The 15,426-nt window shown below is 48.7% G+C and carries 9 protein-coding genes; 1 reads left to right on the plus strand and 8 read right to left on the minus strand.

The window, feature by feature from the left end; translation table 11 throughout:
• Nucleotides 1–88: 88 nt before the first annotated feature.
• From addA to BLQ13_RS00220, 4 genes are all read right to left on the minus strand, one after another.
• Nucleotides 89–4,462: a helicase-exonuclease AddAB subunit AddA gene (gene addA / locus BLQ13_RS00205; protein ID WP_090914761.1), complete on the minus strand. Its 4,374-nt coding sequence runs from the start codon at nt 4,460–4,462 to the stop codon at nt 89–91.
• The gene (gene addB / locus BLQ13_RS00210) at nt 4,459–7,962 is read right to left on the minus strand and encodes a helicase-exonuclease AddAB subunit AddB (protein WP_090914763.1); all 3,504 of its coding nucleotides are present in this window, start codon (nt 7,960–7,962) and stop codon (nt 4,459–4,461) included. The genes addA and addB overlap by 4 nt, the downstream gene beginning before the upstream one ends.
• A 225-nt stretch (nt 7,963–8,187) precedes the next feature.
• A complete protein-coding gene (locus tag BLQ13_RS00215; protein WP_090914765.1) occupies nt 8,188–8,853 on the minus strand; it encodes a hypothetical protein in 666 nt (221 codons plus the stop codon).
• Nucleotides 8,854–9,132: 279 nt separating this feature from the next.
• Nucleotides 9,133–10,509 (minus strand): class I SAM-dependent rRNA methyltransferase, encoded by a 1,377-nt coding sequence (locus tag BLQ13_RS00220; RefSeq protein WP_090914767.1) that lies wholly within the window; start codon nt 10,507–10,509, stop codon nt 9,133–9,135.
• Between the two features lie 350 nt (nt 10,510–10,859).
• On the opposite strand from BLQ13_RS00220, the gene BLQ13_RS00230 reads away from it, so the two are divergent.
• Nucleotides 10,860–11,861: a Na/Pi cotransporter family protein gene (locus tag BLQ13_RS00230; protein ID WP_090914771.1), complete on the plus strand. Its 1,002-nt coding sequence runs from the start codon at nt 10,860–10,862 to the stop codon at nt 11,859–11,861.
• Between the two features lie 81 nt (nt 11,862–11,942).
• On the opposite strand, the gene BLQ13_RS00235 is transcribed toward BLQ13_RS00230, so the two are convergent.
• The 4 genes from BLQ13_RS00235 to BLQ13_RS00250 form a co-directional block, all read right to left on the minus strand.
• Nucleotides 11,943–12,380, minus strand: coding sequence for an NUDIX hydrolase (locus BLQ13_RS00235; RefSeq protein ID WP_090914773.1), 438 nt, complete (start codon nt 12,378–12,380; stop codon nt 11,943–11,945).
• A 103-nt stretch (nt 12,381–12,483) separates the two neighbouring features.
• Nucleotides 12,484–13,830 carry a tRNA (N(6)-L-threonylcarbamoyladenosine(37)-C(2))-methylthiotransferase MtaB gene (mtaB, locus tag BLQ13_RS00240; RefSeq protein ID WP_090914775.1) on the minus strand — a complete coding sequence of 449 codons (1,347 nt, stop codon included), beginning with the start codon at nt 13,828–13,830 and terminating at the stop codon, nt 12,484–12,486.
• A gap of 2 nt (nt 13,831–13,832) precedes the next feature.
• Complete coding sequence (locus BLQ13_RS00245) at nt 13,833–14,597, minus strand: RsmE family RNA methyltransferase (protein WP_090914777.1); 765 nt, start codon at nt 14,595–14,597, stop codon at nt 13,833–13,835.
• 146 nt (nt 14,598–14,743) lie between these two features.
• Entirely contained in the window at nt 14,744–15,424 is a 681-nt protein-coding gene (locus tag BLQ13_RS00250) for a site-2 protease family protein (protein ID WP_090914779.1), read from the minus strand.
• Nucleotides 15,425–15,426 lie beyond the last annotated feature (2 nt).

Raw genomic sequence — 15,426 nt, forward strand, 5'->3', positions numbered from 1 at the left:
TCTTTCCACTACATCTTCTATCATTCCATCTCTCGTCCGTCGCTCATTGAACAAGAGGTATTCAAAACGCAAAAACTCTCTAAACCTTTTATAATTTAACCGCATGGCCGCCATCGAAAAAATAAAGCCACATGTGGTCGACTTGGCGACCCAATATATCTTCAATTGCCCGTTTATACAGCCGTAGCTGGAAACGATAGTTTTCAACCAGAGGTTCCACTCCTCCGCGATGTTCAAGCACTTGATCCGTCTTGTAATCTAGCAGAACAAGTTCACCATCAACCTCATAGAGACAGTCAATAATCCCCCTGACGAGCACTGTTTCATCCTGCAGCACAGCCTGTACTCTATCGTTTTCACTGTGTATCTCCTGCTCCTCGTTTGGCCGTAACCCACGAATCCATTCCTCAGGAGATTGATTTGCCGGGAGACCATACGTGAACGGGATTTCCCTTCGAATCCACGCCGCACGCAACATCTCCATTCCTGGTTGTGTATCAAAAAAAGCAATCAATTCACTTCGTTCAATCGCCTCTGCTTGATAAGGAAGCAATATTTGAATCGCCAGCAGGCGCGAAATCGTCTCATCAACAATCGCTTCATCCACAACAGATCCGTCTACAGGGAGATGCTGCATGAGCGTGTGGTACACCGTTCCCCGTTCTGTTCCTGTCAGTTGCCGCTCTCCCATGAATTTGGGACGACGCAAGTATAGTTTGAACGAAGCTTGTGTCGCTGGACTCGTCTTACCATCATTGCTTCCATTCCACTTACTATCACTGCCTCCAGTCCAAGCTTGCTCCTGCAGTTCTTCCATAACGGGGTATGAAGTATCCTCCTGCGTCGATAACAGACTCTTGATTTCGGTTACCGAAGTGCTCGCCGCCACTTGTGAAGCTGATTCATATGGATACGTCCAGGAAAGCCGCTTATCTATCTCATGTACAAGCGCATGTTGAGCATTAACATCCAGAACCTCTTCACTGTCCGCTTTTAGATCCACTAGTTCATCCGTCTTCTGATCTGCCGTTACCGATTCAATCTCTGAAACCGGATTGGCTTGTACGCCCTCTGTATGATCGATCACTTCTGTCGATGGGTTTAATCTGACGGGTTTCGCCGCATGCAGAGCATCCAATCGTTCTCTCCGCAATTCAGTTAATTCATCTTCTTCACGCTCCAGAAGGTCGGCGTGTTGCTGGAGAGATACCCTATCCGCAGCAACCACGGATATGCTCCAGCGTGATTCATCACTCGCAAGGCAAGCCGCATAAGAATCACGATCACCTGCAAGCTCACGCAACACCGCGGCGTCCCGGTGTCTGATCAGCGCTGGCCCGATCCAATCCAGATAATTTCGTCCCGCAGCAAGCAGATAATCGGGTAGCGCAAGCTCTGGACTGTCTTTAACCTGTGACCAGGTTTGTGCCTTTTTGGCAGCGTCCTTCACGGTGCCTACCAGCACCATCTTTTCTTTTGGACGGGTTAAAGCCACATACAGCACTCGCATTTCTTCCGCCAGCAGTTCAAACTGAGCACGGCGACGAATAGCCAGATTGGCTAATGTAGGATAGGCCACCCTGTTGTCACGATCCACAAACCTCGGCCCAAAGCCAAGTTCCTTGTGCATCAGAAACGGTGCATGCAGATCTTGTTGATTAAACATTTTGGAGATACCGCCAACAAACACAATCGGGAACTCCAACCCTTTGCTTCGATGGATCGTCATAATTCGAACCGCATTATCCTGTTCCCCTGAACCGCTGGCTACGGTGCCTAAGTCTCCGCCATTTTCCCTTAGTCGTGAGACATATGTCAGGAACCGGAACAGCCCGCGGTTTGCAGTTGCTTCCTCATACTGACGCGCCCGATCATACAGAGCCTTCAGATTACTTTGGCGCTGCTGACCACCAGGAAGCCCGCCAACCCAGTCCAAATATCCGGTTTCCCGATAAATACGCCAGATTAGCTCACTTAAACTGCCTTGTCTTGCCTCGAGTCTCCACTGTTCCAACTGATGCATGAAATGAATGAGTTTCTGTTGCAACTGCGAGTGCTCGAGTTTTTTTCCTTCTTTTCCATCCGTAAAGCCTGCCTCTTGTTCACTCGCTTCCGTGTGCAGATCAACTCCCGAATCAACATTCATCTCCGCAGTAACGGCTGATTGGCGCTGAGCCTGTTCGATTTCTGACCAGCCTTCTGGCCACTGCATCTGAACCAAATCGTCAACATACGAATCCCTTCCCGGCTCAGAACGTTGACCAGTCACATCGTGGGTATTTCTCCACTCTCCTGTAGCCGAAACAACGGCATCATAGAAAGACTGTCTTTTATCCCCCAGACGAATCTGAGCAAGCTCTTCTTCATCTAACCCAACCATGGGAGAACGAAGTACGGAGGCCAGAGGAATATCCTGTCTTGGATTGTCCACAAGCTGCAACAGAGATAACATCACTTCCACTTCCGTAGCTTGAAAATATCCCTTGCTCTGCTCTCCACCTGCAGGGATGCCCTGCTGTCTGAATTCCTCAATCATCAGCGGTGCCCACATCAGCGTGGAACGCAACAAAATAACAATGTCTCCATAACGTGCCGGACGCATCGTTTGCAAAGCCTTGTCATACACACTCAACGCAGGCTTGTCTGTCTCTCCGACCATCTCTCGAATACGCCCGGCGATGGCGCGCGCTTCCAATTGAGCCGTTTCGAGTTCGGCACTCTCCAGTTCTGCAACTGCGGTTGCATCCACACCGTCTTCCGTACCTTCCGAACCATCGATTCCGCTGCCTTGGCGATCAATTAACACAAGCTCAGGTGTGTAGGCCTCACTTCCAAGTGTATCTGTTGGAAAGGAAGCCCCGTAAGCCAGCTGAGCCCGTTCATCATAAGCGATCTCAGCGACCCCTTCATTCATCAACTGTCTGAATATGACGTTGACGGAATGCACCACCTCAGCACGACTACGGAAATTGCGGGCAAGGTCGATTCGTTTCCCCGTTCCCGTTGCTATACCCGTTCTTGTACCACTCTCTTCGTTATCACCTGTATCCACATGAACACTCGGAGTGTAGTTACGATATTTGTTCATGAACAGACCCGGTTCAGCCAAGCGGAAACGGTATATGCTCTGTTTAACATCACCAACCATAAATCGATTACCTGGATTTTCTCTGGAGATTAGCCTAACGATATCCTCCTGAACCGTGTTGGTATCCTGGTATTCGTCGAGCAACACTTCATCAAAACGTGCACGATATTCCATCGCTGCATCTGACGGCATTGAATGTTCAGGGGTCGAATCCTCATGGCGCAAAATGTGCAGACAATAGTGCTCCAGATCGTTAAAATCCACTTGTCCGCGTTCCTGCTTCGCCTGAAGATACCGTTCGCCAAAGGCGCTAACCAGACGGGAAAGCTCCTGCATCAGCGGCGCAGCTTGTTCCAACTCCTGCCAAAAGGAGAATGCACTCCTGCCAAAAAGTGAACCTTTCAGATCGGCAACAGCCTTTTTGGCCGTTTCCCGCAACTCCTTCACCTGTTCCTGCAGCCCAGCATCGGTCTGATCTTTTTTACAAGGCTTCAATTTGCCAAATGCAGCTGGCTGGAACACCTCAGGCAACCTATCCCAAGGCATGACCTCAACAGCGGATAAAAGCTCTTCAACCATCGCCAAATCCTCTTTGAGTGTCTCCGCATAAGGTGCAGGACCCTCCGGTTGCAACGAAATCTGAACCCCTTGCCGCAACAAACCCGCCGCCCCGCTCAAAGCGAGAGCCGCATCCCGTAAAATGCTCTGTACCCATGCCGATTGCCCCAGTGCCTCTACACTTTCCACCTGAAAAGCTTCAGCCATCTCCATCAGCCAGTGATCTGGCCAGGAATGGCTTCGCGAGAAATCGTATAAACGCTGCACTAGCCGGTGCATCGCATCATCATTTCGCTCTCCACTGAACCAGTCCACCAGTTCGCGGAATGTACTGCCCTCGTCTTCTTCGCCATACTTTTCTTCAAACAATTCCTCCAGCAATTCCTGACGAAGCATCTCAGCCTCATTTTCATTCAGAATTCGAAAAGCCGGATTTAGCGGAATCTGCTGATAATACCTGCGAATGACTTCCATACAAAAGGAATGTAGCGTTGTAATGGATGCTCGTCCAAGCAACGACAACTGCCTGCGCAAATGCTCCTCCTCCGGTTGCTCCTCAAGCGCACGCTCCAGCGCTTCGCGAATACGCTGTTTCATCTCGGCCGCCGCCGCCTTCGTGAACGTGGCTACCAGCAAGCGGTCCACGCTGAATCCTTGGGAAGGGTCTGCGATTTTGCGAATAATCCGCTCCACCAGAACAGCCGTTTTTCCCGATCCTGCAGCCGCGGCGACCAGAATATCTTCTCCATGTTCAGCAATGGCGCTCCACTGATCATCACTCCAGAAGCTGCCTTCCGGTTTAGGCATATGCATCATAACGTTTCCCCTTCCTTGCTGTGAGACAACATGTCCCAAACTTGCTGTTTGCCCGGTTTGGACAGCAGTTTATAGTCGTTCCCCTCAATATTTTCATCAAACTGACAGAGTGATTTGTATGAACAGAACGTACAGGCGATCTCCTGCTGTATCCGATAGGGTTCAATGGCTGTATCTCCATCTGTAATACGAGTTCCAATCTCACGAATATTGCCGCGAACAGCAGTAAGCAGCGTATCCCATTGTTCTGGCGTCGCGACAGCAGCACTGCTATAAAAGCTGCCATCTGCTTTTAATGCCACCGGAATAATGGCGGAATGTCCTTTATCAAGGGTATTATCCATTTGAGCAACAGCATCACGGTCAGCGAGCAGCAAACCCTTCATTTTAAAACGTTTCAGAAGTTCTTGTTCTGCCTGTTCCGATGTCATGCCGTTTGCGGATTGCAATAGTGGATTATGCACATGGAAATAGAGGGTTCCTCCTGGCATCGCCGTTTCCCCTAACCACTCTTCAGCAGCGCTAAGCAACACCTCCAGATAGGTGAGCATTTGCAACGATAGCCCGTAGTAAACTTCATGAAGCTTGAGATCGGTCTGACTTGATTTGTAGTCAATTACTCTTAACAACAGACCGTTCTCTCCTTCAGCGACATCCACGCGGTCGATCCGGCCGACAATCTCCAGTACACACCCATTCTCCAGTTCAAAACGCAACGGCGGCAAAGGTTTCCCTGGACCAAAATCCAGCTCCAATCCAATCGGTTCAAAACTACCGCGTCTGGACTGTTCGCCCAAAATAACGGATGCCCGGCTGACGATATCTTTTAATTTGCGGAAGATGTATCCATAACGCTTTGTGCTAAGCAAAATTTCTCCTTGGAGTTGCGGAGCGATCTGCTCCACCGTCTGCTCGGCTTCCTGGCGACATTGTTCGGGTGTCAGACTGCCCCAGCTCCGATTTTCCTCACGCAGGCGCATCGCCAGTTGACTCAGTGCAGCATGGAATAGTTGCCCGATATCCGGAGCTTGGAGGCGATATAATTGCCGATCCTTCAGCTTCAGTCCATGTGATGCAAAATGAGAGAATGGACAGGCTACAAACCGCTCCATCCGTGAAACACTCGTTCTCACCTCCGTACCGTACAGCCTGCGGCTGGTCGAAGTATCCAGTCGCCGCGCACGGTTACGATAAAAGACAGAACCCAGCAACCGCTCCAGCTGAGGACGACTCGCTTCCCGGTTCACATGCCAATTGTAGACGGCCCACCATATTTCAGGAATGTCTTCTCCTCTACGCCATCTGCGCAATTGTCCAATCAGCATGGAGAGGCTTTGTTCTGGATGAATCGCGTAAGAGAGGTGCACGGATTCCAGATCCGAGACGGGCGGCTGAGCAAGCAAAGGTTGCTCTTGCAATCCAAACATTTTGCGTACATGGCGCACAATCTCGGAAGGGAGTATTGACTTACCCTCATCATCTGCGACAGGATAGCTGAGCCATAACTGCTTGCTGGCAGCGGTCAGAGCGGTATAGATGAGAAAACGTTCATCCAGCATGAGTCTCGTTGCACCAGGTCCCAGCCCCATGCCTCTCTCTGTCAGCAACAATCTTTCCTGCTCCGTCAGTACTCCGTTGTCCTGAGGGATCGCTGGCAACTCCCCATCAACCGCCCCAAGAATAAATACATATTTCATATCACGCAGACGAGTACGATCCATCGAACCAAACAGCACCTGGTCAAGGGCCGGGGGAACAAGTCCCAGCTTGAGCTCAGTCAGTCCTGTCTCCATCATGCCCGCAAACAAAGTGATGTCCAGGCGTTCATTGCCCATCATATCGACCATCTGGTCAAGAAGATCCAACACGGCCCCCCACATTTGACGATGCTCTCTAGAACGCTCCGGGTCTCCCTGTGTCTTGGCCTCTGCAGACATCTGATCCAGCTTATGCGCAATGTCTGCATCCTCTAACAGTCTGAATAATGCCTCGCACTGAGCGGCAGCCGTTTTTGCTTTTTTCATTCGTTTCTCAAACGTGCCGAGTGCCGACGTAATCAAGGTTCTGCAGCTTTCCATCAGCGATAACACCGCATCTCGTCCTCGGCTTCGTTCTTCCTGTGCATTATCCTCCAGTGAGAGACTCGGCACATATTTCCACGGCTTTCCATCGTTCCACCGATATCCATGAATACCGCAAGCAAGCACATAGTTCTCCAGCTGATCCATATCCTCACGCGTGATGGAACCATCGAGCGGAAGCAACAGATCCGTCTTGACACAGCGAAAAACATCCTCATAACGCCAGTTACGGCGGACGATATCTAATGCAGCACGAATAAATTCGGATAATGGATGATGTAACTCACTTCGTCTTCGGTCCAGAAAGACCGGAACATCATAATCCCTGAATAACGGTTCCGCAATATCAGCATAGGTCTCCAATCCGCGAACCAATACCGCCATATCACGATATCTTGCTCCTTCTTCTTGGGTTAGGCGACGCATCTCCCGTAGTGCACCCTCCAGCTCTGCCCGGCGATTCTCCGCAGCCATCAAGCGTATACCTGAATCCTCACCCTGACTTCTCCAGCGAATACGCCGATCAAAACCGGCCTCCAGATGGGCAAGTCCCGGCCGCTCCTTGAATCTCGGCAAGACTTCATCATGAAGAACAGTTGTCTCGGCAGACACATCCAAATGTTCAGCCATTCCTTTGAGACGCACGTAAGCACTTGCCGTTGGATAAAATAATTCAAGTTCCCCAGGGAGCACACCTTGTTCGTACCTGCGATCAAGCGTCAGGGAAATCGTTACAGACGAAGCTTGTAACATGAGCTGTCCTATTACACTCATCTCCTGCGGGGTGAATCCATGAAATCCGTCAATCCAGACCTCGGCTCCCTGCAACCATGTACTTTCTGGCAAACGACCTGTCAGTTCATTCAGTGTATCTTCATCATCTATATATAAATCCGCCAATTCCTTCTCATAATCATGGTAGATCAGATTCAAATCATGGAGCTTATCTTCCAAAATAGGTGAAGCCGATGCGATGCTCCATGTTGCAAGCCCTTCTTCGAGCGCCGAAGCATGAACTTCATAACGTTTAAACTCACTATATAAATTAGTCAATTCCCCGATAAAGCCAAGCTGGCTTCCCGAAGCAGCAAACAGTCTCAGTTCTTCTTTCCTACGCTGGATGACTTTATATAAAAGCATCTTTTTGCCCTCGGCTCCGATCGGAACGCGAGCAGAACCGCCAGCCTCCTGCATAACGCGATAAGCCAGACGACGAAATCCAAGAACTTCGGCACGCATCGTACCTTTGATATCTCCCGAAGATACCAGCGCCTGCTCTGTCCGGAACGAGCTTTGTTCGGGAACGAGTAAAATCAACGGTTTTCCTCGGGGCTCCTGCCTAAGCAGAGATGTGATTTCTCGGGTAATCAGTGTGCTCTTACCACTGCCTGCCCGGCCAATAACAAAGCGTACGGACATGTGTCATCCTCCAAACTGCACGTACAAGATTTTAATTTCCAGTATACCATACCTTCTCCGGTTCGGAACATACGTTTGCCATGATCCACCTAATAAGAACACAATATGGCTATTAAAAAAAGCCGCCGCCTGTTCAATACAGCCAGCAGCTCCCTATGGATTGACGTTTATTACCAAACTCGGTCACAGATACGCCTAGTAGTTGTTTTCAAGTTTACAATTTCGTTAAATGAATTCATGCTCTACAGCCTTCTGCAAGGCCACGAAAAAATCCCGGTTTCTCTGGCTATATCCAGGCTTATTCAAAATCTCAAATGTACGTTCGATCCCCTTTTGCACTAATGCCTGATCATTGGTTAGCAATCCGTAGCTTAAAATCGTTACACAGCAGTTAAAAAGATCACCCGTAGGCCAGTGATGCGGTCGTTTGGTCAAATATTCATCAACAGCAACAGCTTGATCTATGCGCGGCAGCAAATACTTGCTTTCAGCTTCCTTGAACCTGTCTGCTGTTTGCTGAACAGCTTCTTGTATATTTTCAGAGGAAACAAGAACAGAATGTTTTTGCTGTGTATACCTTTCAACACTATTGCCGAAGCCGACTGGAGCATTTGAGATCAACGTTATTTGATGCTTTTCAAGAAAAGTACGTAAACATTCAGTGGCAGCTTCATAACGGCAGGCCATGACTGTAAACACAGCATACGGAGGTTTTGAATGAGTCAGATGACTATGTAAGCTCCAAACAATACCCGGCTTGACATTTTTCTTGAACGCATAGTCCGTCGGGCTAGAATCAGGCTCTCTATATTCCACATACCCCTCTGGTGCAATGAATTTCCCTAATTCAGTATAAAACTGTTTTCGAATTCCCTCTTTTAGATTACGCATGTCAATGTACGCCTGCCACGTCTAACATTACGCGTTTCAAATAACATACCCGTAACCATAGCGAGCAGACCTCCTCCTTTTTTCAAACTAAATCCTGCGGTTGCCAACCTAGATATAAATGAGTCGGGATGAAGACTGAACACTGTATCCTTTTCAATCAATAATATAAGCTGTTCGCCAAGAGCAAGCTCTTCCTCATAAATAAAATACCCTATAAGATGGACTTTTTAAAGTGTCTATCTCACAGGGTACATGTGTCATTCTATAAATAGAGTATTCTTAATTTTTTTTGCTTCTCACTTCAAAAATAGCGAATTTTAGGTAATGACCTTCATCTACGCCCAAAATTTGCGGGTGATCTTTACCGGCTGCTTTCCAGTCGATTAAACGTAATACCTTACCTGCATCTTCAGCTGCATCCGCAATCGTTTCCAGGAAGAGGTCAGGACGCATGTGGTAGGAACAGCTTGCGGTTACCAAATATCCACCCTCATTGACCAGTTTCATGCCCTGCAAGTTGATATCCTTGTAGCCGCGGCATGCCCCTTTGACAGCTGATTTTGTTTTGGCAAAGGCAGGTGGATCCAGGATAACGACATCAAACGTTTTTCCAGCACTGGACAACGCTTTGGAAGTATCTACCTTTTGCTCAGATGCTCGTGCTCGCGCATTGCGCTCATCAAGTCCTTTGACTTGCTCACGCAGATATTGAAAGGCGTCGGCTACCACGAATTCGACCCGATCTGTGAATCCATTTAGCTCCACATTCGTTCGCGCACTCTCGATCGCATGCTCGGAAATATCGAGGCAGGTTACTTTTTTCGCTCCATATTTGCACGCATTCAGCGTAAAGCTGCCGGTATGAGAGAAACATTCAAGCACAGTGGCACCGTCCCAATACGGAAAAGTAACCACTTTGCCACCCTTGTTCACAGGCAACAGCTGTTCTGTTCCTTCATGCTCGACCTGTTGCACGGTGATGCCGCTTTTGTACCCCCAGCCTTTCATCAATGGTTCAATGGCAGCCCGGTTTTCACGCTGGTCGAAGAAGTAACCTGTTTTCTGTCCTTCCACGATATCCACCTTGATAAGTAGCCCATTTTCAGTCACAGTCACATGACGCGGGCATTCCCCATAGAGTGGTCCTTTGATCTGCTCCAGGCCTTCGAGTTCACGGATCGATACATCACTGCGCTCAAAGATACCTTCCGGCTGCATCACTTCAATAAGAGCCTGCACAATGGCTTCACGACAACGATCCATACCCAGTGTAAGAATCTGCACAACTAAAATGCTACCAAAACGATCAACGATCAATCCAGGTAGGAAATCAGCTTCACCATAAACAAGACGGTAGGCTTCGCCATCCTGAATGAAGCGTTCCCGGTGACGCAGACAATCATGGAAACGAGCCGCAAAAAAGGCGGTATCCATCTGTTCAAACTCCAAAGGCTGGTACGAGACTACACGAACGGTAATCTGGGAAGCCGGATTGTAATACCCTGTCGCCAAGTAGCGACCTTGATGATTCAGTACATTGACGATATCGCCCGGTTCCGGGTTGCCGTCTACGGATGCAATTTCATTATTAAAAATCCAGGGATGCGCATGTTCCAGCCGCTTTTTGCGGCTTCGTTCCAGTGTTACGGATGGCAAGATTGATCCACTTCCTTTAGTTTAATAGTCGAAAAGATAGGTTTTAGCAGACCGCTCCGGGGGCGAATTGATCCTATGATCGCTGTTGTCCTCGGATTTTTTGGATTCCCTTTCTTCAAAGGGAAAATCCGATGTCAAGCCTATGCTTCCGATGTAGCTTTCTTTCAGAAAGCTCTCAGGCGAGCGCTTCGCTTCTTCGAATTCAATTTCGTCCCCTCCGCTACGTTTGCCGAATCACCGTATCTTTTGTATGGGGGATGGCAGTTTCAATTCCTCTTGTGCTTGTCATGCTTGTCTCTGCTTCCTCATAGGATAAGTGATAAGGAATGGGACGGGAGGAATGATTCGGAATGTTCAGAGAAGTAATTCTGCCTCTGTTATATGGACTTATAATCTTTTTTGGCGGTATGAAGCTGATGGAGACAGCGCTACAGCGCATGGCGGGACCGATGCTGGCAGGCTGGTTAAACCGAGCCACTTCTGCCCCATGGAAGGGCATGGCATTCAGTGCAGGCGCGACCGCTCTACTACAGAGCAGCACCGCGGTAACGGTACTCACCATAGGACTAGCTAATGCGCGCTTAATTACCTACGGACGCACACTCGGCATTATCTTGGGAACCAATATTGGAACTTGCTTAACGACAGAGCTTGTCGGTCTGCAGATCGGACGTGCCTCACTGCCGTTGTTGCTTATATCTCTAACAGGCTGGGCTGTTTTTGTTGTCCTAGGTGAACGCAACCAGATTGCTCCTGAACGCACTCGCCGTACTTTAGCGACGATCCAATGCAGCTTTCTTGCAGCAGCAGGTTTTGCTCTCGTCATGACGGGCATTCAAGTCATGCAATCCATCGCCGTTCCACTTCGGAGCATGGGTGTATTCCAATGGTTTCTGGAGCGTTCGACCGATAGCCTATGGTGGGGTTTTCTTGCCGGTGCGTGCCTGACTGCGCTGATTCACAGCAGTGCCGCCGTTATCAGCATGGCGATTACACTAGCAGCGACAGGCGTACTGCCTGTAGAGATCGGCATCGCCATTGTGATCGGGTCTAACGTAGGGACCTGTATCACCGCTGTTATTGCAGCCGCGGGCGGAGCTTCCGCAGGCAAATTTGTAGCAGCCTCCCATGTTGTACTCAACATTGCGGGAGCACTGCTGTTTATGCCGCTGATTGGCCAGCTGCATGCAGCGTCAGCCTGGCTGTCGGCGGACCACGGGGCACAGATTGCGCATGCCCAGACCCTTTTTAACATCATCAGTTCATTGCTGGCTTTACCGTTCTGTTACTTGCCCATCTGGCACAAAAAAACACCTGTGCTTGCCCCGTCGGCAAAGAAACCTGTCGCTTAATAAGTCCTCACGATATCCGCATTATTGGCGACAGAATGTGTAGGTCAGTAGACCATCATTCAAACGTAATGTCGTGCTGTTTTATACGTTAATGCCCAGTTTGTTCAGGCCAATGCGCAAAATGTCATCGTTATTATCGTATCCATCCTGCCGCTGTTTGGACCATGCCTCTTCCGGAGCATACCAATCCACACCTTTAATCTCTTCGATCTGGGGCTGCAAGTCACCACTTTCTGCTGCCACGAGGTAATAGTGCACTTCTTTGTCCACTGGACCAAACTCAGCATGCTGGTACGTATAGGCAATGATATTAATAGGCTCCACAATGCGGCCCACCATACCCGTTTCTTCCAAAATTTCTCGGAGCGCCGTCTGTTCGATCGTTTCTCCATCTTCCATTTTGCCCTTGGCAAGTGTCGTTTTACCATAACGGTCTACGATGAGCTGGATTTGAATCTGGCCATCCTCAGCTGTTCTGTATACAACGCCGCCTGCTGAAATTTCTTTTTTGTTCATCATGTTTTCCCCCATCTGACTTCAATTTCTTTTCTTGGCAAAGAAGGACCTCATCTCCTCGGGTATTTTCCCCAAGGAAATGAAATCCTTGTACATAGCGCCTGAATTACATCGCGGCGGGTTTCACATTCTCTTCCAGTACACGAACCAGCGTACCTTGGCTTTCATTGGCACCGGCTTCAGTCAACTTCACGCGGCAAACCTTGCCTACCATATCCGGCGTTCCATCGAACACCAGTTGAATGTAGTTGTCACTGTATCCGTGCAACTTGCCACTGCCTTCGCGGCCTTTTGCTTCACCTTCAGGAATAACCTCGAGCACTTGCCCAACGAATTTCTCAGCATACTCCAGTTGCATCTGCTCAGACAGTTCAATCAGCTCATGCACACGTGCATTTTTGATTTCGTCATCCACTTGGTCCTCCATGCGTGCTGCCGGAGTACCTGTACGTTTAGAGTATGGGAATACATGCATTTCCGAGAAACCGATTTTACGCATCAACTCGTAACCGTTACGATACATCTCATCTGTTTCGCCAGGGAAACCAACGATAACATCGGTCGTGATCGCAACATCCGGCATAGCCTCACGTATACGCAACATTTTGTTATAGAATTCTTCGGTTGTATATTTGCGGCGCATACGTTTCAGAACAGTGTCATCTCCTGCTTGCAACGGAATGTGGAAATGACGGACCAATTTATCCGAACGTTTAATAACATCCAGCATCCGGTCATCAATCTGGCTTGCTTCAATCGAACTGATCCGGATACGTTCCAGACCTTCCACTTTGTCTAGATCCCACAGCAAGTCGGTCAGATCATAGTTATCCATGTCATCTCCGTATCCGCCTGTATGAATACCTGTCAGGACAATCTCTTTGTAACCCGCTTGTACGAGCTGATGTGCCTGCTGAACAATGCTGTTTGCCTCACGGCTACGCGAAAGACCACGGGACCACGGAATGATGCAGAAGGTACAGAAGTTGTTGCAACCATCCTGAATTTTGAGGAACGCACGCGTACGGTCCGCGAAATCCGGTACATCCATTTCTTCAAATACACGTGTTTTCATAATGTTACGGACCGCATTGACGGGCTGACGGGATTCCTGAATTTCATTTACATATGGCAAAATTTTATCCCGATCCTGGGTTCCGATGACCAGGTCCACGCCAGGGATATCCAGAATCTCGGCAGGAGATGTCTGTGCATAACATCCGGTTACCGCTACAATCGCATCCGGATTGCGACGGATGGCACGGCGGATAATTTGACGACTCTTTTTATCACCTGTATTCGTTACGGTACACGTATTAATCAAATAGACATCGGCTGTCTGTTCGTCGAAGTCTACCTGTTCGTAGCCCTCGTTTTTGAACAATTGCCAAATCGCCTCTGTATCATAAAAGTTAACTTTGCAGCCCAAGGTGTAAAACGCCACGGATGGCATAATTACATTCCCCCCATTTCTCCAGATTCATATAAAACACAAGTTAGTGCAGCCATACCAGCCGTCTCGGCTCGCAAAATGCGTTTGCCCAGTCCAACAGATATCGCACCTGCCTCATCGGCCTGAGCCGTTTCCTTCTCGGAAAACCCACCCTCAGGGCCAACAACAACCAGCACGTTTGCTCCTGTGTCAGAAGCAAGCTGCTCCACGAACGGCTTCAGAACATCTCTAAGCTGTTTGCCGTCCTCTTTTTCATAACAATAACATACAAGATCGTAGTCCCCAAAAGAAGATAACAGCCCTTTCCAGGAAAGCGGCTGCTCAACAGTTGGAATGCGGTTACGATGGCTCTGTTCAGCAGCTTCCTTGGCGATTTTCCGCCAACGCTCCAGACGTTTGCCTTCTTTCTTAGCGTCGTATTGCACAATCGTGCGTTCGGATAGAAAAGGCACAAAGGATACGGCGCCGATCTCCGTACATCTCTGAATGACCGTCTCCATCTTGTCCCCTTTGGGCAAGCTTTGTGCTACCGTTACATTCAACCTTGCTTCGCGATCCATAACCAGCGGTTCCAGGATAGTCGCTTTTACTTCCCCTGCCTCAATACTATCGATGGCGACCAAGGCTTCTCTGGAGCTCCCGTCGCTGACAATCAGCTTGTCTCCGGGTTTGCCACGCATGACTTTGCCGATATGACGGGCATCGTCGCCAGTTATCACCACTGCATGTCCACTGAACTGCTCTGCAGATACAAAATATCGCTGCATATGTTGTCCACCCATTCTTTCCTGTTATGACTGGAATTCTTCCTGCTGGAAGCAGGCAAGAATCCAGTCGCCACAGATGATCATACAACTTTTATGTGCTTATGACCAGCACTACGGTTCGATTACTGACCATTTAAGAGCTTATATTAAAGATATAATTCAATAACGAGACCAACTAAATCCCGGTACATGTCATTAGCAAACAAATATAGGGGTTGAATTGTGACTGCCTGTAATGGCGGAATAATTAAGATCAATAGAAAGACAATGATGGACCATTGTTCCACACCTTGCAGCTTGCGGCTGATTGAAGGCGGCAACACATCTTCAAGAATACGATAACCGTCCAGTGGTGGTAACGGGATGAGATTAAACATAAACAGGAAAAAGTTCGTAACACTGAACATCGGCAAAAATGTCATCACAGCTGTGACTACCCGCTCATTTTCAATGTTCCCCAGCACACCTGATCCAAACAATATTCCATAAATTACTGCCCCGATAATAGCCAGTAACAGATTGCTGAGTGGACCTACTACAGAAACAATCGTTCCCATGAGTCTCGGTTTGTCAAAGTTCGCACGGTTTACAGGTACAGGGCGTGCCCATCCAAAACCTGCAATCACAAGCAAAAGCACCCCAAGCAGGTCAAAGTGCGCCACCGGATTCAAGGTGACCCTTCCAAGCAACTTGGCTGTTGGATCACCGAATTTATTAGCAAAATACGCATGCGAAAATTCATGAATCGTAAATGCAATCAAAATGGTCACCAGGAAAAACGGCAATTGATCCAGCGGAAGGCGGAAAATCCGATCTAAGAAGTCCATAG

This window comes from Paenibacillus polysaccharolyticus (assembly GCF_900102085.1).
In the GTDB taxonomy this organism is placed as follows: Bacteria; Bacillota; Bacilli; order Paenibacillales; family Paenibacillaceae; genus Paenibacillus; species Paenibacillus polysaccharolyticus.

What these genes read in the sequence shown, in the direction of transcription:
- mtaB (WP_090914775.1), bottom strand. Translation starts at nt 13,830, where the DNA reads ATGCCATCCGTGGCGTTTTACACCTTGGGCTGCAAAGTTAACTTTTAT.
- BLQ13_RS00250 (WP_090914779.1), bottom strand. Translation starts at nt 15,424, where the DNA reads ATGGACTTCTTAGATCGGATTTTCCGCCTTCCGCTGGATCAATTGCCG.
- BLQ13_RS00230 (WP_090914771.1), top strand. Translation starts at nt 10,860, where the DNA reads ATGTTCAGAGAAGTAATTCTGCCTCTGTTATATGGACTTATAATCTTT.
- BLQ13_RS00245 (WP_090914777.1), bottom strand. Translation starts at nt 14,597, where the DNA reads ATGCAGCGATATTTTGTATCTGCAGAGCAGTTCAGTGGACATGCAGTG.
- addA (WP_090914761.1), bottom strand. Translation starts at nt 4,462, where the DNA reads ATGATGCATATGCCTAAACCGGAAGGCAGCTTCTGGAGTGATGATCAG.
- BLQ13_RS00215 (WP_090914765.1), bottom strand. Translation starts at nt 8,853, where the DNA reads ATGCGTAATCTAAAAGAGGGAATTCGAAAACAGTTTTATACTGAATTA.
- addB (WP_090914763.1), bottom strand. Translation starts at nt 7,962, where the DNA reads ATGTCCGTACGCTTTGTTATTGGCCGGGCAGGCAGTGGTAAGAGCACA.
- BLQ13_RS00235 (WP_090914773.1), bottom strand. Translation starts at nt 12,380, where the DNA reads ATGATGAACAAAAAAGAAATTTCAGCAGGCGGCGTTGTATACAGAACA.